15 protein-coding genes and 2 pseudogenes are annotated in these 20,672 nt (G+C 70.8%); 13 read left to right on the top strand and 4 right to left on the bottom strand.

Going from position 1 to position 20,672, the window contains the following annotated elements; all coding sequences use genetic code 11:
- The first annotated feature begins 106 nt into the window (after positions 1 to 106).
- Together NEH16_RS09030 and pruA are read left to right on the top strand one after the other, a co-directional pair.
- Positions 107 to 1,033 carry a proline dehydrogenase family protein gene (locus tag NEH16_RS09030; protein ID WP_265540906.1) on the top strand — a complete coding sequence of 309 codons (927 nt, stop codon included), beginning with the start codon at positions 107 to 109 and terminating at the stop codon, positions 1,031 to 1,033.
- Between the two features lie 49 nt (positions 1,034 to 1,082).
- A pseudogene (pruA, locus tag NEH16_RS09025) lies at positions 1,083 to 2,702 on the top strand (L-glutamate gamma-semialdehyde dehydrogenase); the annotation flags it as partial.
- Between the two features lie 95 nt (positions 2,703 to 2,797).
- On the opposite strand, the gene NEH16_RS09020 reads toward pruA, so the two are convergent.
- The 3 genes and pseudogenes from NEH16_RS09020 to NEH16_RS09010 all read right to left on the bottom strand — a co-directional run bounded on the left by NEH16_RS09020 (position 2,798) and on the right by NEH16_RS09010 (position 5,434).
- Positions 2,798 to 4,009, bottom strand: a complete 1,212-nt coding sequence (locus NEH16_RS09020; protein WP_265540904.1) for a lysophospholipid acyltransferase family protein — start codon at positions 4,007 to 4,009, stop codon at positions 2,798 to 2,800.
- A pseudogene (locus NEH16_RS33655) lies at positions 4,006 to 4,865 on the bottom strand (phosphatidate cytidylyltransferase). Before NEH16_RS33655 ends, NEH16_RS09020 begins: the two are co-directional and overlap by 4 nt.
- A complete protein-coding gene (locus NEH16_RS09010; RefSeq protein WP_265540902.1) occupies positions 4,862 to 5,434 on the bottom strand; it encodes a CDP-alcohol phosphatidyltransferase family protein in 573 nt (190 codons plus the stop codon). The pseudogene NEH16_RS33655 and the gene NEH16_RS09010 overlap by 4 nt, the downstream one beginning before the upstream one ends.
- Positions 5,435 to 5,828: 394 nt before the next feature.
- Here NEH16_RS09010 and NEH16_RS09005 point away from each other — a divergent pair, with 394 nt between their 5' ends.
- Positions 5,829 to 5,960 carry a hypothetical protein gene (locus NEH16_RS09005; RefSeq protein WP_265540900.1) on the top strand — a complete coding sequence of 44 codons (132 nt, stop codon included), beginning with the start codon at positions 5,829 to 5,831 and terminating at the stop codon, positions 5,958 to 5,960.
- A 10-nt stretch (positions 5,961 to 5,970) separates the two neighbouring features.
- Here the strand turns inward: NEH16_RS09005 and NEH16_RS09000 are convergent, their stop codons facing one another.
- A complete protein-coding gene (locus tag NEH16_RS09000) occupies positions 5,971 to 7,536 on the bottom strand; it encodes a purple acid phosphatase family protein (protein WP_265540898.1) in 1,566 nt (521 codons plus the stop codon).
- 129 nt (positions 7,537 to 7,665) lie between these two features.
- On the opposite strand from NEH16_RS09000, the gene NEH16_RS08995 reads away from it, so the two are divergent.
- The 10 genes from NEH16_RS08995 to NEH16_RS08950 all read left to right on the top strand — a co-directional run bounded on the left by NEH16_RS08995 (position 7,666) and on the right by NEH16_RS08950 (position 20,622).
- Positions 7,666 to 8,706 carry a 3-isopropylmalate dehydrogenase gene (locus tag NEH16_RS08995; protein WP_265540896.1) on the top strand — a complete coding sequence of 347 codons (1,041 nt, stop codon included), beginning with the start codon at positions 7,666 to 7,668 and terminating at the stop codon, positions 8,704 to 8,706.
- A gap of 229 nt (positions 8,707 to 8,935) precedes the next feature.
- Positions 8,936 to 10,021 (top strand): branched-chain amino acid aminotransferase, encoded by a 1,086-nt coding sequence (locus tag NEH16_RS08990; RefSeq protein WP_073963807.1) that lies wholly within the window; start codon positions 8,936 to 8,938, stop codon positions 10,019 to 10,021.
- 341 nt (positions 10,022 to 10,362) lie between these two features.
- The gene (gene cimA / locus NEH16_RS08985) at positions 10,363 to 11,970 is read left to right on the top strand and encodes a citramalate synthase (protein WP_265540893.1); all 1,608 of its coding nucleotides are present in this window, start codon (positions 10,363 to 10,365) and stop codon (positions 11,968 to 11,970) included.
- A gap of 348 nt (positions 11,971 to 12,318) precedes the next feature.
- Positions 12,319 to 13,293 (top strand): LacI family DNA-binding transcriptional regulator, encoded by a 975-nt coding sequence (locus NEH16_RS08980; protein ID WP_073963805.1) that lies wholly within the window; start codon positions 12,319 to 12,321, stop codon positions 13,291 to 13,293.
- Between the two features lie 121 nt (positions 13,294 to 13,414).
- Positions 13,415 to 15,091, top strand: coding sequence for an ABC transporter substrate-binding protein (locus NEH16_RS08975; protein ID WP_073963804.1), 1,677 nt, complete (start codon positions 13,415 to 13,417; stop codon positions 15,089 to 15,091).
- A 24-nt stretch (positions 15,092 to 15,115) separates the two neighbouring features.
- Entirely contained in the window at positions 15,116 to 16,177 is a 1,062-nt protein-coding gene (locus NEH16_RS08970; RefSeq protein ID WP_265540889.1) for an ABC transporter ATP-binding protein, read from the top strand.
- Positions 16,174 to 17,154: an ABC transporter permease gene (locus NEH16_RS08965; protein WP_073963802.1), complete on the top strand. Its 981-nt coding sequence runs from the start codon at positions 16,174 to 16,176 to the stop codon at positions 17,152 to 17,154. Before NEH16_RS08970 ends, NEH16_RS08965 begins: the two co-directional genes overlap by 4 nt.
- 4 nt (positions 17,155 to 17,158) lie before the next feature.
- A complete protein-coding gene (locus NEH16_RS08960) occupies positions 17,159 to 18,145 on the top strand; it encodes an ABC transporter permease (RefSeq protein WP_073963801.1) in 987 nt (328 codons plus the stop codon).
- Positions 18,142 to 19,155: an ABC transporter ATP-binding protein gene (locus NEH16_RS08955; RefSeq protein ID WP_265540886.1), complete on the top strand. Its 1,014-nt coding sequence runs from the start codon at positions 18,142 to 18,144 to the stop codon at positions 19,153 to 19,155. Before NEH16_RS08960 ends, NEH16_RS08955 begins: the two co-directional genes overlap by 4 nt.
- A gap of 45 nt (positions 19,156 to 19,200) precedes the next feature.
- Positions 19,201 to 20,622, top strand: a complete 1,422-nt coding sequence (locus tag NEH16_RS08950) for a GH1 family beta-glucosidase (protein ID WP_265540884.1) — start codon at positions 19,201 to 19,203, stop codon at positions 20,620 to 20,622.
- The last annotated feature ends 50 nt before the right edge of the window (positions 20,623 to 20,672 follow it).

The raw sequence follows: 20,672 nt of genomic DNA, 5'->3' as shown, positions 1-20,672 counted from the left end.
CGCGATCCTTAGATTTCACGGTGGTTCTCCGTGCTGTACCGCTTATGTTCGTGACACGGCATATACGGCGGTGTGGCTTCGTTCGTACTTTCCGTGGAGGTGCCCCGTGCTGGGTCCCGTGATTCTCGCCGCGTCGCGAAGCGACAAGATGCGCCGGTTCATCTCGGCCGCGCCCGGCACCAAGCAGGTCGTGGACCGCTTCATCGCCGGTGAGACGGTCGACCAGGTCGTCCCGGTCATCGAGGACGCCGCCGACAAGGGTCTCGAAGTCACCCTCGACGTCGTCGGCGAGGACATCACCACGCCCGAGCAGGCCGCCGCCGCGCGCGACGCCTACCTGGAGCTCATCGAGCGCCTCAAGGACCTCGGCCTGGGCACCCGTGCGGAGATGTCCGTCAAGCTGTCGATGTTCGGCCAGTCCCTGGACGGCGGCCACGAGCTGGCCCTCGCCAACGTGCGCCCGGTCGTCGAGGCCGCCGCCGCGATCGGCACCACGGTCACCCTGGACGCCGAGGACCACACCACCCTCGACTCGATGTTCGCCATCCACGAGGAGCTGCGGAAGGACTTCCCGCAGACCGGCTGCGTCATCCAGGCGTACCTCTTCCGCACCGAGGAGGACGCCCGCCGCCTCGCCGACGCCGGCAGCCGCGTGCGCATCGTGAAGGGCGCCTACAAGGAGCCCGCCTCCGTCGCGTACCAGGACAAGGCCGAGATCGACAAGGCGTACGTCCGCATCCTGAAGACCCTGATGCAGGGCGAGGGCTACCCGATGATCGGGTCCCACGACCCCCGGCTGATCGCCATCGCCCAGGAGCTGGGCCGTCAGGCCGGGCGCAAGCTGGACGAGTACGAGTTCCAGATGCTGTACGGCATCCGCAGCGACGAGCACATCCGGCTCGCCGCCGAGGGCCACCGCATGCGTGTCTACACCGCGTACGGCACCGACTGGTACGGGTACTTCATGCGCCGCCTCGCCGAGAAGCCGGCCAACCTGCTGTTCTTCGGCCGCTCCATCCTCACCAAGGGCTGAGCACCCCCTCCACCCCTCCCCACGACTGACTGAAGGAGCAAAGGACACCATGGACGCTGTGACCCAGGTCCCCGCGCCGGTCAACGAGCCGGTCCACTCCTACGCCCCGGGCTCCCCGGAGCGCGCCCGCCTGGAGGCCAAGCTCAAGGAGCTCAGCGAGAACCCCATCGACCTGCCGATGACCATCGGCGGCGAGAAGCGGATGGGTGGCGGCGAGCGCGTGGACGTCGTTCAGCCCCACAACCACAAGGCCGTCATCGGCACCTTCGCCGGCGCCACCGAGCAGGACGCCCAGGACGCGATCGACGCCGCCCTGGCCGCCGCCCCGGCCTGGCGCGCGATGTCCTTCGACGACCGCGCCGCGATCATCCTGCGCGCCGCCGAGCTGCTGTCCGGCCCGTGGCGCGAGACGCTGGCCGCCTCCACCATGCTCGGCCAGGGCAAGACCGCCCAGCAGGCCGAGATCGACTGCCCCTGCGAGCTGGTCGACTTCTGGCGCTTCAACGTGCACTACGCGCGCCAGATCCTCGCCGAGCAGCCCCCGGCCAACTCCCCGGGCGTGTGGAACCGCATGGACCACCGCCCGCTGGAGGGCTTCGTCTACGCGATCACGCCGTTCAACTTCTCGGCCATCGCCGCCAACCTGCCGACCGCGCCCGCCCTCATGGGCAACGTCGTCGTGTGGAAGCCGTCCCCGACGCAGACCCACGCCGCCGTGCTGCTGATGCAGCTGCTGGAGGAGGCCGGTCTGCCCAAGGGCGTCATCAACCTGGTGACCGGCGACGGCATCGCCGTCTCCGAGGTGGCCCTGAACCACCGCGACCTGGCCGGCATCCACTTCACCGGCTCCACCCCGACCTTCCAGCACCTGTGGAAGACCGTCGGCAACAACATCGCCAACTACCGCACCTACCCGCGGCTCGTCGGCGAGACCGGCGGCAAGGACTTCGTCGTCGCCCACCCCTCGGCGGACCGGGCGGTCCTCAAGACCGCGCTGACCCGCGGCGCCTTCGAGTACCAGGGCCAGAAGTGCTCGGCGACCTCGCGCGCCTACATCCCGGCCTCCATCTGGAACTCGGGCTTCAAGGAGGCGTTCGCGGCCGAGGTCGACTCCATCACCATGGGCGACGTCACCGACCTCTCGCACTTCATGGGCGCCGTCATCGACGACCGCTCCTTCGCGAAGAACAAGGCCGCGATCGACCGCGCCGCCGCCGACCCGGCGTGCACGATCGTCGCGGGCGGCACCTACGACGACTCGGTGGGCTACTTCGTCCGCCCGACCGTCATCGAGTGCACCGACCCCGAGAACGAGGTCTTCACGACCGAGTACTTCGGCCCGATCCTCGCCGTGCACGTCTACGAGGACGAGCAGTACGACGCGATGCTGGAGCAGATGGAGTCGGTCTCCGACTACGCCCTGACCGGTTCCGTCATCGCGAACGACCGCGCGGCGGCCGCGTACACGATGGAGAAGCTGCGGTACGCCGCGGGCAACTTCTACATCAACGACAAGTCGACCGGTGCCGTCGTCGGCCAGCAGCCCTTCGGCGGCGGCCGTGCCTCGGGTACGAACGACAAGGCCGGCGCCCCCCAGAACCTCCAGCGCTGGACCCTCACCCGGGCCATCAAGGAGACCCTGGTCCCGCCGACCGAGTACACCTACCCCACCAGGGCTGACCAGCCCGGGGCGCCTCGTCGCCCCCACGATTCCCGCCCCCGTCCGGTTCCCCTGCCGGACGGGGGGCGGTTTCCATACGCGGCTCAGCCCCACCCGCGCACGATCAGCCCGAGTCCCACCGCGAAGCCGCCGCCGAGCAGCGCCAGGTAGCGCCCGTACAGCCGGCGGTGGCGGCGCAGCAGCAGCCCGAACGCGCCGAAGGCCAGCCCCACCGTGAGAGTCCGCCCGCCCCGCGCCGCCGCCGAAGCGGCCACCCAGTCCCCGGCGGGCACCGAGGCCCGGCCCGCCTCCGCCCCGTACACCTTGAACGGGATGCCGTTCCACGGCTGGTGCCGGACGGCCCGCGCACCCTCCACCGCCAGCTCCGCGCGCACCTCCGCCCGCATCCGGTCCGTGGTCAGCGGGGCAGGCGGCTGCACGCCCGCCGCCGCCAGGTGCAGCGCGAGCAGCCCGCCCGCCAGGCTCCCGGCCAGCGCGCCCAGCGACATCCGCAGGGCTGCGCGCGGCACCGCCACGCACACCACCCCGAGCAGCAGCTCCGGCATCAGCGGCCAGCTCAGCGCCTCCGCGAACGCCCAGCAGAAGGCCAGCGGCGGCCCCACCCGGGACGTGACGACCGAGGCCACCCGCCTGCGCACCGCGGAGTCCCGCAGCGGTTCGGCGGCCGTACGGTCGTGCAGTTCCCGGACCGCGTCCCGGGCCGCCGCCGGGGAGACCCCGGCGGGCAGCGGCGCACCGATGGCCACCCGGACCAGGGACGAGCGCAGCCGACCGTGCTTGGGCAGCAGCCGGTCGGTGCCCGCGATCCCCGCCGGCACCACCGGGACCCCGGCCTTCTCGGCCAGGACCAGCGCGCCCTTGTGGAACGAGCCGAGGGTGCCGTCCTCGGCGCGGGTGCCCTCGGGGAAGAGCACGACCGCCCGGCCCTCGCGCAGCTCGCCGGTCATCGTCAGCAGGTCAGCCATCCCGCCGCCCGCCCGCCGGACCGGGAAGCCGGCCGCCAGCCTGCGGCAGATCCGGCGCCGCCAGGGGGAGGCGAACCAGTAGTCCGCCGCCGCCCCGATCGCCGGGGCGTGCCGGGCGTCCAGCGCGGCCAGCAGCGCCGCCGTGTCCGCGTGCGAGCTGTGGTTGGCGACGACCACGCAGCCGCCGCGCGGCAGTCGGCCGCGCCGCTCGACCCCGCCGGTGAGGCTGAGCACGCCCCACCACAGGCCCCGCCGCAGGGCGGACGCGACCCGCGAGCGGACCGGGAGGACCCCGGGGGTGCGTACAGGAGTGCTTCCGGGCAGCGTCACGTCATCACCATCGCCAGGAGAAGGGCCACCAGAAGGGAGTCGATCCGGTCGAGCAGGCCGCCGAAGCCCGGCAGCAAGCTGCCCGCGTCCTTCACCCCGGACTCGCGCTTGACCATGGACTCGACGAGGTCGCCGAGCACGCAGCCGCCGACGACCGCCGCCCACAGCGCCGGGCTGAACGCGCCCAGCACCAGCAGCAGCGCCCCGGTGGCGGCGGCCGCGCCCAGCACCCCGGCCCACGTCTTGTTCGGGGAGAGCGGCGAGAGCGGGCGGGCGAGCGGACCGCGCCGCCCCAGCGCCGTACCGCCGCACCAGGCGCCGACGTCCCCGAGCGCCACCGCCAGGCCCACCGCGACCGCCGTGTCCCGAGCGTCACCAGGCCGGTCAGCGCGAGCGGTATCCACAGCAGCCCGAAGGCGGTCCGGGCGGTGCGGGTGAAGCCCGTGCGGTCGTCGCCGCCCAGCACGGAGGGGAGCGCCGCCGCGACGAGCAGCAGGGCTGCCGCCCGCAGGTCCAGCACCTGCGGGGCGAGCCGGGCGAGGGCCGGCAGGACGGCCGCCGCCACCGCGAGGACGGCCAGGTCGCCCCGGCGCAGCCCCGCCATCCGGGCGTACTCCCCGGCCGCGACCACGCCGAGCCCGGCGGCCAGGGCGTAGGTGCCCCCGCCGCCCAGGAAGAACGCGCCGAGGAAGACCGGGGCTACCAGCGCCCAGGTCCGCCACCGCCTGCGCAGCTCCGCGCGCATCCGCACCTTCGCGGGCAGCACCGCGACGGCGACCCCGCCCGCGCCCAGCACACCCGCGACCAGCGGCACCGCGCGGGCGGCGGCCTCCTCGGCGATCAGGACGGTGCTCATGCCAGCTCCCGCCACAGGCCGGCCAGCCGGAGCGCGGCGGTGAGCAGGGACCCGGCCGCGATCACGGCCAGGACCGGGACGGCCCAGCCGCTCGCGGCGGCGACCACCACGAGCAGGCAGCGCTCGGTCTTGCCGACCGGGCCCCCGTTGCGGCGGGGCGCCCCGGCGGCGGCCCCGGCCAGCGACACCCAGGAGGGCAGCGTGGTCGCGAGCCCGGCCAGCGCGACCAGCCAGAGCGGGGCGAGCGCCAGGAAGCCGGCGAGCACGACGAGGTCGGCGACCCGGTCGCCCAGCTCGTTGAGGACCGCGCCGCGCCGGGTGGTGCGGCCGGTGTCCCGGGCGAGCGCGCCGTCCAGGTTGGCGCAGGCGAGCCGCGCCGCGAGCAGGACGGCGACCGGCAGGGCGGCGACCGGGGCGGGCAGCCAGGCCAGGGCGGCGGCTCCACCGGCCGCGGCGGCCACCCCGGCGGCGGTGAGGGTGTCGGGCGACACCTCGCGGCGGACCAGCGAGGCGCGGACACCGGAGAGCCGGTCCGCGTACCAGGGCTTGAGAGCGTAGAGGCCGTTCATGACCGCAACTCTCTTGCGCCGCACGTTCTTTCGACACGGCCCGGGTACTCAAGTACGCCTGAGTACGCGCGCGGCCCGGCCCTACGCGGCCGTGCGGATCAGCATCTTCGGGCGAGCGGCGGATGAGCGGCAGATGAGTCGGCGCAAACCGCCGTCTCAGATAGTAGGAAGTCCGAGTAATTGTGGAGACAGACCGGCCGGGCTGTTCTAGCTTTGTAGGAGCCGAACGTCTCGCTAGATCAAGCGACTGGCGGTCGAGAGCGCGCGCCCTTGCGCAGGCAACCCCTGCGGCGCCCGTTCCCCGCCCCTTCCGGCGCCTCGAAATCAACGATCTCGACATCACCTCACGCTGTTCGATCTCGAAATCCTCGCGATCTCAAGGAGTCGATCCACCATGGCCGAGACCACCACCCGCCGCCGTGTCCGTCACGCCCACCGCCCGACCGAGTCGGAGCGGCGGGCTGCCGCCGCCGCCCTCCAGCGCGCCCTCGACCGCAGGGACAACGGCGGCTCCACCGGCCACTGAACCGGGGTACCTAGCCCCGGCTGATCTCGAAGTGGTCGATGCGTTCGCCGGACTCGGCGAGCGCGGTGACCTTCATCCGGGCGTGCCGGCCGGCCTCCACCTCCACCGCGAGGAACGAGAAGCCGGTGTACCGCACCCGCGACCACTCCACGGTCTCGGCGGCCTTCGCGCCGCCCTTGGCCACGTGATAGGTGTTCACGCTCTCCACGTCCGCGACGTGCCCCTCGTAGCTGTCGGGCACCGGGAAGTCGTACAGCGCCTTGCCCGCACCGCCCGCCGTGACATAGACGATGCCGTCCCGGCGGGGGTCGGTGCGCTCGCCGATCGGCACCGGGCGCTTGACGGCGTTCCCGAGGATCGCGTCGGTGCGCTCGTAGACGTGGTTGTGCCCGTTGATGACCAGATCCACCTGGTGCTTCTCGAAGAGCGGCACCCAGGCGTCCCGCACCCCGCCGTCCGAGGCGTGCGCGTTGGTCGTGGAGAAGGCGCAGTGGTGGAAGAAGACCACCAGGAAGTCGATGTCCCGGCGGGCCCGCAGCTCGCCGAGGCGCCGGTCCAGCCAGCGGGTCTGCCGGCCGCCGCTGATGCCGAAGTTGGCGGGGATCTCGTAGCTGACGTCGTTGGCGTCGAGCGCGATCACGCCCACGTTGCCGTGCACGAAGGAGTAGGCGCCGGGCTGGTTGACCGGGTCCGGGCCGTTGTCCGGCAGGGTCCAGCGCGCGTTCTGGCCGCCGTAGCCGTCCGGCGAGTACCACGCCTCCATGTCGTGGTTCCCGGTCGTCACCATCCACGGCACGGTCTTGGCGACCGTCTCCGTCTGCGCCAGGAACTGGTCCCAGGTGCGCGCGTCATAGGTGTCGGTGGTCTGCCCGGAGCCCGACGGGTCCGCGTAGCAGATGTCCCCGGCGTGCAGGTGGAAGGCCGGGTTCTGGCCCAGGATCAGCTGGTCGTTGCCGAGCGCGTGGTAGCTGACGCCCTGGTCGCCGAAGGCGGTGAAGGTGAAGTTCCCGGCGCGCGCGGGCGCGGTGGTGAAGGTGCCGAGCGTGCCCAGGTTGCGCGCGTCCGCCGGGTCGAAGCCCTCGTGGCCGACGCCGTAGTAGTACGTGGTGCCGGGCTTCAGCCGCTCCAGGGACGCGTGGACGTAGAACTGCTCGGCCGCCGCGATCTTGCCGTTGTTCAGCTGCGGCGTCGTGAGGTGCCGGACCTCCGCGTCGATCTTCCGGCTCAGCGCCCACGGCTTCAGCCCGATGCGGAGGTACGGGCGGCGCACCGCGAACGGCACCTGCCAGGAGACCGCCATCTGCGTCCGCGGGTCGGCCCCGTACGCCAGGTGGCGGCCGAAGGGGGCGACCAGCGCGCCGTCGACCCGGGTGGTGCTGTGCGAGGTGAGTACGGTGGGGGCGGCGTACGCGGGGGAGGAGGCGAGGCCGATTCCGGCGCCGGCCACGGCCGCGGTCGCCACGCCGGTGCGCAGCGCCCCGCGGCGGGTGAGCCGGGTGCGGAGGTAGTCGTGCTGCTCGGCCATGGTCATGCGGCCGGCGAGCTTCTCGGGGATGCCGAAGCGGGGGATGTCCATGGGCGACAACCTCCACCGCCCGGCTGACGGGCTCCCGTCGAATAGGTGAACGGTACACGTACAGATGATCATGTGTCCGTATGGTGGACGGGACGTGTCATGGGGTGGGACGAGCAGTAGGGTGCCACCATGTCTCGCAGCATCAATCTCGCAGTGATCCCCGGCGACGGTATCGGCCAGGAGGTCGTCTCCCAGGGCCTCAAGGTCCTCAACGCTGTTCTCCCGCAGGATGTGAAGCTGGAGACCAAGGAGTACGACCTCGGCGCCCGGCGCTGGCACCGTACCGGTGAGACCCTTCCCGACGCGGAGCTCGACGCCCTCAAGGGGCACGACGCCATCCTGCTCGGCGCGATCGGCGACCCGTCCGTGCCCTCCGGCGTCCTGGAGCGGGGGCTGCTGCTGAAGCTGCGCTTCGCCTTCGACCACTTCATCAACCTGCGGCCGTCGAAGCTCTTCCCGAACACCGAGACCCCGCTCGCCGGCCGTCCGGACATCGACTTCGTCGTCGTCCGCGAGGGCACCGAGGGCCCGTACACCGGCAACGGCGGCTCGCTGCGCACCGGCACGGAGCACGAGGTCGCCACCGAGGTCAGCCTCAACACCGCCTTCGGTGTCGAGCGGGTCGTCCGGGACGCCTTCGAGCGCGCCGCCGCCCGCCCGCGCAAGAAGCTGACGCTGGTCCACAAGAACAACGTCCTGGTCTACGCGGGCCACCTGTGGAAGAACACCTTCGACAAGGTCGCCGCGGAGTACCCGCAGGTCACCACCGACTACCTGCACGTCGACGCCGCGACGATCTTCTTCGTCACGCAGCCGGAGCGCTTCGACGTCATCGTCACCGACAACCTCTTCGGTGACATCCTCACCGACCTCGCCGCGGCCGTCTCCGGCGGCATCGGCCTGGCCGCCTCCGGCAACATCAACCCGACGGGAGCCTTCCCGTCGATGTTCGAGCCGGTCCACGGCTCCGCCCCCGACATCGCGGGGCAGGGCAAGGCCGACCCGACCGCCACGATCCTCTCCGTCGCCCTCCTGCTGCGCCACCTCGGCTACGAGGTCGAGGCCGTGCGCATCGAGGACGCCGTCTCCGCCGACCTCGCGGAGCGCGACGGAACGGCCCGTACGACCGACGAGATCGGCGACGCCCTCGCGGTACGCGTAGCGGGCTGACCCGACGACTCCCACAGAAGCCGCCGGGTAGCAGCCGCACCCGGCGGCTTCTGCTGTGCGGCCCCGGGTGCGACCATCGAACCCTGGACCGCATCCACGCCATTTCGTGCACGGCAGCCTTCGAGCGATAATCGAACGGGGCCGTGGCTCGCAGCGAAGCTCGGACGTCCTAGCACCTGAAGGCGTGCCCGCGGTCCTCCACAAACATCACGGTGAAGGACACGCACTCATGACGACCACGATCGAGCTCAAGCCCTCCTCGAACCCGCTGTCCGACGCGGAGCGCGAGGCGATCCTGGCCCAGCCCGGATTCGGCCGCTACTTCACCGACCACATGGTGACGATCAAGTGGACCGAAGGCCGCGGCTGGCACGACGCCCAGCTCGTGCCGTACGCGCCGCTGTCGATCGACCCGGCCAACATGACGCTCCACTACGGCCAGGAGATCTTCGAGGGCCTGAAGGCCTACCGCCAGCCCGACGGCTCCGTCGCCACCTTCCGCCCCGAGGCCAACGGCGAGCGCTTCCGCGCCTCCGCCCGCCGCCTCGCCATGCCGGAGCTGCCCGTCGAGACGTTCGTCGCGGCCTGTGACGCGCTCGTCCAGCAGGACGCGGCCTGGGTCCCGGCCCACGGCGGCGAGGAGTCCCTCTACCTGCGCCCCTTCATGATCGCGACCGAGGTCGGCCTCGGTGTGCGCCCGGCCAATGAGTACCTGTTCCTGGTCATCGCCTCGCCGGCCGGCGCCTACTTCCCCGGCGGTGTGAAGCCCGTCTCCATCTGGCTCTCGGAGGACCGGGTCCGGGCCGTCCCCGGCGGCATGGGCGACGCCAAGACCGGCGGCAACTACGCCGCCTCCCTCCTCGCCCAGGCCGAGGCCGCCGCCAAGGGCTGCGACCAGGTCGCCTACCTCGACGCCGTCGAGCACAAGTGGGTCGAGGAGCTGGGCGGCATGAACCTCTACTTCGTGTACGGGGACAAGATCGTCACCCCGTCCCTCACCGGCTCCCTGCTCGCCGGCATCACCCGGGACTCGCTCCTCAAGCTCGCGAGCGACCTCGGCTACACCTCCGAGGAGTCCCGCGTCTCCATCGACCAGTGGCGCGAGGACACCGCCGCCGGCACCCTCACCGAGGTCTTCGCCTGCGGCACCGCCGCCGTCATCACCCCCGTCGGTACGGTGAAGAGCGCCGGCGGCGAGTGGACCCAGGGCGACGGCACCCCCGGCCCGGTCACCCTCAAGCTGCGCGAGCGCCTGCTCGACATCCAGCGCGGCACCGCCGAGGACACCCACGGCTGGATGCACTCCCTGGCGTGAGCACGCTGTACGAGGGGGCGCCCGGCATCTCGCCGGGCGCCCCCCGTGCGCCCGCATCCTGAGACGGGCGGTTCACGGCGGCGGTCCTGTGCCAGACTGCTTCCGTGTCCTCGTTCGTCATGATTATTGGCAGCAGGCGCGCCGGTCCGCAGTGACCGTCCCGTACCACCACGTACGGCACGGCCACCGTGCCCCAGACCCGCGCGCAGACCTCTCGCACCCGCGAGGGGTTTTTTGTTTTCCGGCCTCCACCTCGGCCGGGGAACGCGGCGCACGGGATGATGGGGGCAAGTGGAGCCAGACCGTCCGGATCCACTCATCCGACAGGAGTCAGACCAGCAATGACCACCAAGGCCAAGCCCACCGACGACAGCTTCCATGTCTTCGACACCACGCTGCGCGACGGTTCACAGCGTGAAGGCATCAACCTGACGGTCGCCGACAAACTGACCATCGCCCGGCACCTGGACGAGTTCGGCGTCGGCTTCATCGAGGGCGGCTGGCCCGGCGCCAACCCCCGCGACACCGAGTTCTTCGCCCGCGCCCGCCAGGAGATCGAGTTCAAGAACGCCGAGCTGGTCGCCTTCGGCGCGACCCGCCGGGCGGGCGGAACCGCCGCCGAGGACCCCCAGGTAAAGGCGCTGCTGGAGTCCGGCGCCCCGGTGATCACGCTGGTCGCCAAGTCCCACGACCGCCATGTGGAGCTCGCGCTGCGCACCACGCTGGAGGAGAACCTGGAGATGGTCCGCGACACCGTCGCCCACCTCCGGGAGCAGGGCCGCCGGGTCTTCGTGGACTGCGAGCACTTCTTCGACGGATACCGCGCCAACCCCGAGTACGCCAAAGCCGTCGTGAAGGCCGCCGCCGAGGCCGGCGCCGACGTGGTCATCCTCTGCGACACCAACGGCGGGATGCTCCCGGCCCAGATCCAGGCCGTCGTCTCCACGGTCCTCGCCGACACCGGCGCCCGGCTCGGCATCCACGCCCAGGACGACACGGGCTGCGCCGTCGCCAACACCCTCGCCGCCGTCGACGCGGGCGCCACCCACGTCCAGTGCACCGCCAACGGCTACGGCGAGCGCGTGGGCAACGCCAACCTCTTCCCGGTCGTCGCCGCGCTGGAGCTCAAGTACGGCAAGCGGGTCCTCCCGGACGGCGCCCTCGCCGACATGACCCGCGTCTCGCACGCCATCGCCGAGGTGGTCAACCTGACCCCCTCCACGCACCAGCCGTACGTCGGCGTCTCCGCCTTCGCGCACAAGGCCGGGCTGCACGCCTCCGCGATCAAGGTGGACCCGGACCTCTACCAGCACATCGACCCCGCCCTCGTCGGCAACACCATGCGGATGCTGGTCTCCGACATGGCCGGGCGGGCCTCCATCGAGCTGAAGAGCGACGAGCTGGGCATCGACCTCGGCGGCGACCGGGAGCTGGTCGCCCGGGTCGTCGCCCGGGTCAAGGAGCGCGAGCTCAAGGGCTACACGTACGAGGCCGCCGACGCCTCCTTCGAGCTGCTGCTGCGTGCCGAGGCGGAGGGCCGGGTCCGGCGCTACTTCCGTATCGAGTCCTGGCGGGCCATCGTGGAGGACCGCCCCGACGGCACCCACGCCAACGAGGCGACCGTGAAGCTGTGGGCCAAGGGCGAGCGGATCGTCGCCACGGCCGAGGGCAACGGACCGGTCAACGCCCTGGACCGGGCGCTGCGCGTGGCCCTGGAGCGGATCTACCCGCAGCTGGCCAAGCTGGAGCTGACGGACTACAAGGTCCGCATCCTGGAGGGCCGTACCGGCACCGACTCGACCACCCGCGTCCTGATCACCACCGGTGACGGGACCGCCGAGTGGTCGACCGTGGGCGTCGCCGAGAACATCATCTCCGCGTCCTGGCAGGCGCTGGAGGACGCGTACACCTACGGTCTGCTGCGCGCCGGCCTCGAACCGACCGACTGACCCGCACGGGGCCGTCTCCCGCACACGCCCGCCCCCGTCCGCCCGCCTCAACCGGCAGGGCGGACGGGGGCGTTCGCGTGTACGGCCCCGTACGGGGACTGAGTGAACGGGATTCGCGTGCCCGCGTCAAGAGGTCTCTGCGTTCAGGAGTTGAACGTAAGGACCGTGTTCTTCTCGTTATCAGATGGGTACGGACCAATCTCGACGTGAAGTATTGACGGCGTTGTTTCTGCGGGGTTAACTCACGCCACCAACGCCGGTACCGGTTCCGGAACCGGTTGCGGTACCGGTTCCATCGTCGGCCGTTGCGGCCGTTCTCATCTGTCCCGTTGTGTCCTGGAGGCCCCGATGCGCGTCACCATCGCTGATGTCGCCCGCGAGGCCGGCGTCAGCAAGACGACCGTGTCCCGGGTCATCAACACCAAGGGAGAGGTGGACGGTTCGACGGCCGCGCGCGTTCGCGAAGTGATCGCGCAGCTCGGTTACGTGCCCAGCTCGGGCGCCGTCGGTCTGGCCCGCGGCAGCAGCCGTACGGTCGGCATGCTGGTGCCCTCGCTGACCTGGCCCTGGATGGGCGAACTGCTCCAGGGCGTGGTCGACACCGTCGAGGCCGCCGACTACGGGCTGCTGCTGTTCACCTGCAACCGCGGGGCCGAGTCCGTCGAGCGCTTCACCAGCCAGGTGTCGGCGCGGGCCTTCGACGGGCTGGTGGTGGTGGAACCCGAGAACACCCTGGACCACCTCACGGAACTGCACCGCGGCGGCCTGCCGATCGTGCTCATCGACGATCGCGGCCACCACCCCGAATTCCCCTCCGTCGTGACCACCAACCACGAAGGAGGCGCGTCGGCCGCCCGTCATCTGCGGGACGCCGGCCGCACCAGGCCCGTCGTGATCACCGGACCCGAGCACTTCGGCTGCGTACGCGACCGGCTGGCCGGGTTCGTCTCGGTCCTCCCTACGGAGCACGTCGTCCTCGGGGACTTCACCGAACGCTCCGGCCGGCTCGCCGTGGAGGAACTCCTCGCGTCGGGCACGGAGTTCGACTCGGTCTTCGCCCACAACGACATCACCGCGGCAGGTGTGCTGCGGGCGTTGCGCGCCGCGGGGAAGACCGTGCCCGGGGACATCGCGGTCGTCGGCTTCGACGACATCCCGATGTCCGAGCACACCGAACCGCCCCTGACCACCGTGCGCCAGCCCACCCGGCAGATGGGTGAGATGGCCGCTCGGATGCTCCTCTCCCACCTGGGCGGCACGCTCGCACCGGACACCCCGGTCGTGCTCCCCACCGAATTGGTCGTGCGCCACTCGGCGCCCTAGCGGACAAGGGCACCCCCAGGCCCACACACCGCACCCGCACCACCCGCACAGCCGTACCAAGGCGCGCCCAGCGCTGCCCGTTTCCGGATCCCAAGACCCGCCAGTCCCTCCTGGAGTCGTTATGTCCGCACGCCGTCACACGCTGAGAGCCGCCGCGCTCGCCACCGCCGTGGTCGCACTCGCCGCAGGCTGTTCCTCGGCCAACTCGAACCACAACAAGAACGGCGGCAGCGCCGCTTCGGGCGTCCTGAACATCGGCAAGCCGGACGGGCCGCAGACGAACAACAGCAACCCGTTCCTCAACACCTCGGCCGGCGCCACCCTCGGCTACCGCTGGATGATCTACGAGCCGCTGGCGATGGTCAGCCAGATCCGGCCCGCCGACAAGCCCGACCCGTGGCTGGCGACCGACTGGAAGTGGGACCTCAACTTCCAGAAGGTCACCCTCACCATCGACGAGCGCGCCAAGTGGGCCGACGGCAAGCCGCTGACCGCCGACGACGTGGCCTACACCTTCAACCTGCTGAAGAAGCACCCGGCGCTCAACGCCGACGGCATCCAGTGGGGCGGTGTCGAGGTCAAGGACAAGAAGGTCATCCTGACCTTCAACAGCTCGCAGTACGTCAACCAGAACAAGATCCTCCAGCAGTACATCGTGCCGAAGCACATCTGGGAGAAGGTCAAGAACCCGGAGACCTGGCCGAACCGGAACCCCGTCGGCTCGGGCCCGTACAAGCTGAAGACCTTCACGCCGCAGACCACCACCCTGACCGCGACGCCCACCTACTGGAAGGGCTCGACCAAGGTCAAGGAGCTGCGCTACAGCACCTACAACGACAACAACGCGGCGACCACCGCGCTGGCCAGCGGCAAGCTGGAGTGGTCGTTCGTCTTCATGCCGGACTTCAAGAAGCTGTTCATCGACAAGGACCCGAAGAACCACAAGCTGTGGTTCCCCTCGGGCCTCGGCATCCACGGCCTGTGGATCAACACCGCGCGCAAGCCGTTCGACAACGCGGCGCTCCGCAAGGCCATGGCGATGGTCGTCGACCGCAACGCCATCTACACCCAGGCCGAGGCGACGCTCTACCCGGAGATCACCAACCCCACCGGCATCCCGCTGCCCGCCGGTGAGTCCTTCATCTCCGACGAGTACAAGAAGGCCAGCACCAAGCCGGACGTCGACGGTGCCAAGCAGGTCCTGGAGAAGGCCGGCTTCACGCTCAGCGGCGGCGTCCTCAAGGACCCGGACGGCAAGCCGGTGAAGCTCACCCTCACCGACCCGGCCGGCTGGAACGACTACATCACCGGCCTGTCGATCATCAAGGACAACTTCAAGAAGATCGGCATCGACGCCAAGGTCAAGACGCAGACCGCCGACTCCTGGAACGCGGACGTCGCCAACGGCAACTTCGACGCCACCCTGCACTGGACCAACAGCGGCGCGACCCCGTACGACATGTACCAGAACATCATGGACGGGGCCCTGCTCCAGCCCATCGGCAAGCCGTCCCAGTCCGGCAACTTCGGCCGCTTCAAGAGCACCGAGGCCACCGAGGCGCTGAAGGACTTCGCCCAGGCCACCACGGACACCGCCCGCAAGCAGGCGATGGACACCCTCCAGAAGATCATGGTCGAGCAGGCGCCGATGATCCCGACCGCGGCGGCGCCCGTCGGCGCGGAGTACTCCACGAAGAACTGGGTGGGCTGGCCCACCGAGGACAACCCGTACGCGGACCCGCAGCACACCCAGCGCACCTCGCTGGAAGTCGTGCTGAATCTCAAGCCCGCCAAGTAGTACAGCAGGGATCAGGTACCGGCCATGTCTGAACAGCCAGAGAACAACCACATCGTGCTCGAAGCACGCGGAGTCACCAAGCACTTCGCCGTGCGGCGCAACGCCCGAGACCTCCTCGCGCGCACGCGCCGTACCGTCCACGCCGTGGACGACGCCTCGCTGCAACTGCGGCGCGGCACCGTCACGGCACTGGTGGGGGAGTCGGGCTCCGGGAAGTCCACCGTCGCCAGACTGCTCGCGCAGCTGTATCCGCTCACCTCGGGCGAGATCCACCTGAACGGGCAGCCGGTGAAGGCCGGACGTGGCCGGTCCTTCCGCAGTTACGTACGCCGGGTCCAGCTCATCTTCCAGGACCCGTTCGCCTCGCTGAACCCCGTGCACACCGTGCGCTACCACCTGACCCGGTCGCTGAAGATCCACGGCCGGGCGGGCAGCGGCGAGGCGGAACTGGAACAGAACCTGACCGCTCTGCTGAACCGCGTCCAGCTGACTCCTCCTCATCAGTACCTGGACAAGTTCCCGCACGAGCTGTCGGGCGGTCAGCGCCAGCGCGTGGCCATCGCCCGCGCGCTCGGCGCCGACCCCCAGGTCCTCCTGGCCGACGAGCCGGTCTCGATGCTGGACGTGTCCATCCGGCTCGGGGTGCTCAACCTGCTCAAGGACCTCAAGGACCGGCTCCACCTCGCGATCCTCTACATCACCCACGACATCGCGTCCGCCCGCTACTTCGCGGACACCACCCTGGTGATGTACGCGGGCCGCATAGTCGAGGGCGGTGACAGCGAGACCGTCACGCAGCGCCCCGCACACCCCTACACCCAGCTGCTCATCGCCTCCGCGCCGCACCCCGACCGGCAGGCCGCCGGGGACGAGCCGGAGGACCAGGGCACCGGCGAGCCCCCGTCGCTCATCGACCCGCCCGCCGGCTGCCGCTTCCACCCCCGCTGCCCCAAGGCGATGGAGCGCTGCCGCACCGAGCTGCCGCCCCGGTTCGACCTGGCCGACGGCCAGTGGGCCGCCTGCTGGCTCTACGACGGCACCGGCACCGCCCGCACCGACGACCACGAGAAGGAGGCTGCGAAGTGAAGTTCCTGCTCCAACGGCTCGCCTTCTACCTGGTCACGGCCTGGGCCGCCATCACGATCAACTTCCTCATCCCGCGCCTGATGCCCGGCGACCCCGTCCAGGCGCTCATCGCCCGCTTCCAGGGCCAGCTGGACACCGACGCCATCGACTCGCTGCGGGCCCTCTTCGGGCTCGACAAGAAGCAGTCCCTCTGGGAGCAGTACACCGACTACTGGGCGCACCTCTTCCACGGCGACCTCGGCCTGTCGTTCACCTTCTTCCCGACCCCGGTCAGCGAGGTCATCGCGCAGTCGCTGCCCTGGACGCTGGCGCTCGTCGGCATCACCACGCTGATCAGCTTCCTGCTCGGCACCGGCATCGGCGTCTTCACGGGCTGGCGGCGCGGCTCCTGGATGGACAACCTGCTGCCCGTCACCACCTTCATCTCGTCCATCCCGTACTTCTGGCTCGGGCTCATCGCCATCTCGCTGTTCGCCGTGAAGTGGCCGCTCTTCCCGGCCGACGGCGGCTACGACAACTCGCTGGTGCCCGCCTTCGACTGGCCGTTCATCTCCAGCGCGCTCTACCACGGGGTGCTGCCCGGCTTCACGATCGTCCTCAGCGCGGTCGCCGGCTGGATCCTCGGCATGCGGAACATGATGGTGACGGTGTCCAGCGAGGACTACGTCATGGTCGCCCAGGCCAAGGGCCTCTCCGAGCGCCGGGTGATGTTCGGTTACGCGGCACGCAACGCGATCCTGCCCAACATCTCCGGGTTCGCCCTCTCGCTCGGCTTCATCGTCGGCGGCACGCTCCTGGTGGAGATGGTCTTCTCCTACCCGGGCATCGGCTACCAGCTCTTCCAGGGCGTGGGCGCCAAGGACTACCCCCTCATGCAGGGCATCTTCCTCATCATCACGCTCTCCGTCCTGGCGGCGAACCTCCTCGCCGACGTCCTCTACATGCTCCTCGACCCCCGTACCCGAAGGGAGGCGTAGGGCCATGGCCGTCACCGCCACCGAGGTCGCCGTACTCGATGCCGTCGAAACCCCGGCAGCGAGCAAGCGCAAGTTCCGGTTCCTGCGCGGCCGGAAGACCGCCATCGGCCTGGGCATCCTGCTCTTCTTCGTGCTGATCGCGATCATCGGCCCGTGGATCGCCCCGTACGACCCCAGCGCGATGAGCCAGGACCTGCTGGAGGCCCCCTCCGGCTCGCACTGGTTCGGCACCACGCAGACCGGTCAGGACGTGCTCTCGCAGATCCTGGTCGGCACCCGGGGCGTGCTCGTCGTCGGCTTCGTCGCGGGCATCCTCGCCACCGCCCTGTCCGTGCTGATCGGCGTCACCGCCGGCTTCCTCGGCGGACTGGCCGACGAGGCGCTGTCGCTGCTGTCCAACGTCTTCCTGGTGATCCCCGGACTGCCGCTGATCATCATCATCGCCAGCTTCGTCACGGACGCCGGCGACCTGCTCATCGCCTTCGTCATCGCCCTCACCTCCTGGGCCTGGGGCGCCCGCGTCCTGCGCGCCCAGACCCTGTCGCTGCGCCGCCGCGACTATGTGGAGGCGGCCCGCGCCACGGGCGAACCGACCTGGCGGATCATCCTCTTCGAGGTGATGCCGAACCTCACCGCCGTCATCGCCTCCGGCTTCGTCGGCACGGTCATCTTCGCGATCCTCTCCGAGATCACCCTCGCCTTCATCGGCGTCGCCGACATCTCGAACTGGAACTGGGGGACCGTCCTGTTCTGGGCGCAGTCCAGCCAGGCACTGGCCCAGGGCGCCTGGTGGTGGTTCGTCCCGGCCGGGCTCTGCATCGCCCTGCTCGGCATGTCCCTCGCCCTGATCAACTTCGGCATCGACGAATTCGTCAACCCGCGCCTGCGCACCGAGACCGGCGGCTCCAAGAAGGTCAAGATGCGCGTCGGCTTCACCCCGGTGGCCCGCCCCGGCAGCACCACCCCGCGCCACAAGGAGACCCGCTCATGAGCGAGCCCGTCCTCACCATCAGCGGCCTCAACGTGGACTACGGGACCGGCGCCGACGCCGTGCACGCCCTGCGCGACATCGACCTCACCCTGCACCGCGGCGAGGTCCTCGGCCTGGCCGGCGAGTCCGGCTCCGGCAAGTCCACCCTGGCCTACGCGGTCACCCGGCTCCTCTCCCCGCCCGGCGTCATCACCGGCGGCGAGGTCCACTACCACGGGCGCGACGGCGAGGCCATGGACCTGCTCGCCATGTCGGCGGCCGAGCTGCGCGCCTTCCGCTGGCAGGAGCTGTCCATCGTCTTCCAGGGCGCGATGAACTCCCTGAACCCCGTCTACACGGTGCACGCCCAGCTCACCGACGTACTCCAGGCGCACCGCCCGGAGATGAAGAAGGCCGACCGCACCGCCCGGGCCCGGGAGCTGCTCAGCCTCGTCGGGATCTCCCCGGACCGGCTCGGCGCCTACCCGCACCAGCTGTCCGGCGGCATGCGCCAGCGCGTGATGATCGCGATGGCGCTCGCCCTGGAACCCGAGATCGTCATCATGGACGAGCCGACCACCGCGCTCGACGTGGTCATGCAGCGGCAGATCCTGCGCCAGCTGGTCCGGCTCCGCGAGGAGCTGGGCTTCTCGGTCGTCTTCATCACCCACGACATCTCGCTGCTGATCGAGTTCTCCGACCGGATCGCGATCATGTACGGCGGCCGGATCGTGGAGCAGGCCGGTGCCTCCGAGATCTACCGCGACCCGCACCACCCGTACAGCGCCGGGCTGCTGCACTCCTTCCCCGCGCTGCACGGCCCCCGCCGCGAACTCAGCGGCATCCCCGGCTCGCCCCCGCACCTCTCGGCGATGCCCACCGGCTGCGCCTTCCACCCCCGCTGCGCCAAGAAGGTCGAGGGCTGCGACACCCACGTCCCGGTGCTCGCGGCGCCCGGGGCGGACGGCTCCCGCTCGGTGGCCTGCTGGCTCCACCACGAGGCCCCGGCCACCGCCGCCGTCAGGCCCTAGCCCCCGCCGGCCGCCGCCCCGAGCAACGCACACCACAGGAGAACCATGAACCTCGTCACCCCCCAGGCATACGCCCGCGAGATCGCCGCCCAGGCCGTACCCGGTCTGCCCGCCGGCTTCCGCTGGGGCGTCGCCACAGCCGCGTACCAGATCGAGGGCGCGGCGGCCGAGGACGGCAGAACGCCGTCCATCTGGGACACGTACTGCCGGGTGCCGGGCATGGTCGTCCGCGGCGAGAACGGCGACGTGGCGTGCGACCACTACCACCGCATGCCGGAGGACGTGCAGCTCATCGCGGACCTCGGCGTCGACACGTACCGCTTCTCGCTGGCCTGGCCGCGCATCCAGCCGGGCGGCCGGGGCCCGGCCAACGCCAAGGGCCTCGACTTCTACAAGCGCCTGCTGGACGAGCTGGAGGCCAAGGGCGTCACCCCCTGGGTCACCCTCTACCACTGGGACCTGCCGCAGGAGCTGGAGGACGCGGGCGGCTGGCCGGTGCGCGACACCGCGTACCGCTTCGCCGAGTACGCCGCGCTGGCCTACGACGCGTTCGGCGACCGGGTCACGCACTGGACCACGCTCAACGAGCCCTGGTGCTCCGCGATGCTCGGCTACGCCTACGGCGGCCAGGCGCCGGGCCGGCAGAACTTCGGCGAGGCCATCCACGCCGTGCACCACCTGCTCCTCGGCCACGGACTCGCCTCGCAGTACCTGCGCGAGCAGGCCGCCGCCCGGGGCAACGACCTCGAACTCGGCATCACCCTCAACCTGGGCACCGCCACCCCGGAGACCGACAGCCCCGAGGACGCGGAGGCGTGCCGCCGCGCCGACGGCCTGGGCGCCCGGCTCTACCTGGACCCGGTCGTCAAGGGCGGCTACCCCGAGGACATCGTCGCCGACCTCGCCGCCCAGGGCATCGAACTGCCCGTCCAGGAGGGCGACCTGGCCGCGATCTCGACGCCGCTGGACGTGCTCGGGGTCAACTTCTACCGGGGCTCGCTGTTCTCCGGCGTCACGGAGGACGGCGCGACCACGGACGCGGAGGGGCTGCCCGTCACCCGCCAGGTGGAGCGCGATCTGCCGCGTACCGCCATGGACTGGGAGATCACCCCCACCGCCCTCACCGACCTGCTCGTCCGTCTGGAGAAGGACTACGGCCTCCCGACGGTCATCACGGAGAACGGCGCCGCCTTCGACGACACCGTCTCCGAGGACGGCGAGATCCACGACGCCGACCGCACCACCTATCTCGCCGACCACATCGCCGCCGTCGCCGCCGCCCGCGCCCAAGGTGCGGACGTGCGGGGCTACTTCGCCTGGTCGCTGATGGACAACTTCGAGTGGTCCTACGGCTACGACAAGCGGTTCGGCATCGTCCGCGTCGACTACGACACGCAGGTGCGGACGCTCAAGGACAGCGCCAAGTGGTACCGCGACACCATCCGGCTCACCCGCGACGCCTCATAGCCCCACCGCCGCGCGTGGCCGCGTCACCCTCACTGATTCGAACGGGAGCC

The sequence above is a fragment of the Streptomyces drozdowiczii genome (assembly GCF_026167665.1).
In the GTDB taxonomy this organism is placed as follows: Bacteria; Actinomycetota; Actinomycetes; order Streptomycetales; family Streptomycetaceae; genus Streptomyces; species Streptomyces drozdowiczii_A.
Note: the sequence above shows the minus strand (reverse complement) of the source record. Positions and strands in the feature narration are given on the sequence as shown.

Bases quoted from the DNA above. Each gene is read 5' to 3' on its own strand.
- NEH16_RS09010 (WP_265540902.1), bottom strand. From the start codon at position 5,434: ATGAACGGCCTCTACGCTCTCAAGCCCTGGTACGCGGACCGGCTCTCC.
- NEH16_RS09005 (WP_265540900.1), top strand. From the start codon at position 5,829: ATGGCCGAGACCACCACCCGCCGCCGTGTCCGTCACGCCCACCGCCCG.
- NEH16_RS09000 (WP_265540898.1), bottom strand. From the start codon at position 7,536: ATGGACATCCCCCGCTTCGGCATCCCCGAGAAGCTCGCCGGCCGCATG.
- NEH16_RS08995 (WP_265540896.1), top strand. From the start codon at position 7,666: ATGTCTCGCAGCATCAATCTCGCAGTGATCCCCGGCGACGGTATCGGC.
- NEH16_RS08990 (WP_073963807.1), top strand. From the start codon at position 8,936: ATGACGACCACGATCGAGCTCAAGCCCTCCTCGAACCCGCTGTCCGAC.
- cimA (WP_265540893.1), top strand. From the start codon at position 10,363: ATGACCACCAAGGCCAAGCCCACCGACGACAGCTTCCATGTCTTCGAC.
- NEH16_RS08980 (WP_073963805.1), top strand. From the start codon at position 12,319: ATGCGCGTCACCATCGCTGATGTCGCCCGCGAGGCCGGCGTCAGCAAG.
- NEH16_RS08975 (WP_073963804.1), top strand. From the start codon at position 13,415: ATGTCCGCACGCCGTCACACGCTGAGAGCCGCCGCGCTCGCCACCGCC.
- NEH16_RS08970 (WP_265540889.1), top strand. From the start codon at position 15,116: ATGTCTGAACAGCCAGAGAACAACCACATCGTGCTCGAAGCACGCGGA.
- NEH16_RS08960 (WP_073963801.1), top strand. From the start codon at position 17,159: ATGGCCGTCACCGCCACCGAGGTCGCCGTACTCGATGCCGTCGAAACC.
- NEH16_RS08955 (WP_265540886.1), top strand. From the start codon at position 18,142: ATGAGCGAGCCCGTCCTCACCATCAGCGGCCTCAACGTGGACTACGGG.
- NEH16_RS08950 (WP_265540884.1), top strand. From the start codon at position 19,201: ATGAACCTCGTCACCCCCCAGGCATACGCCCGCGAGATCGCCGCCCAG.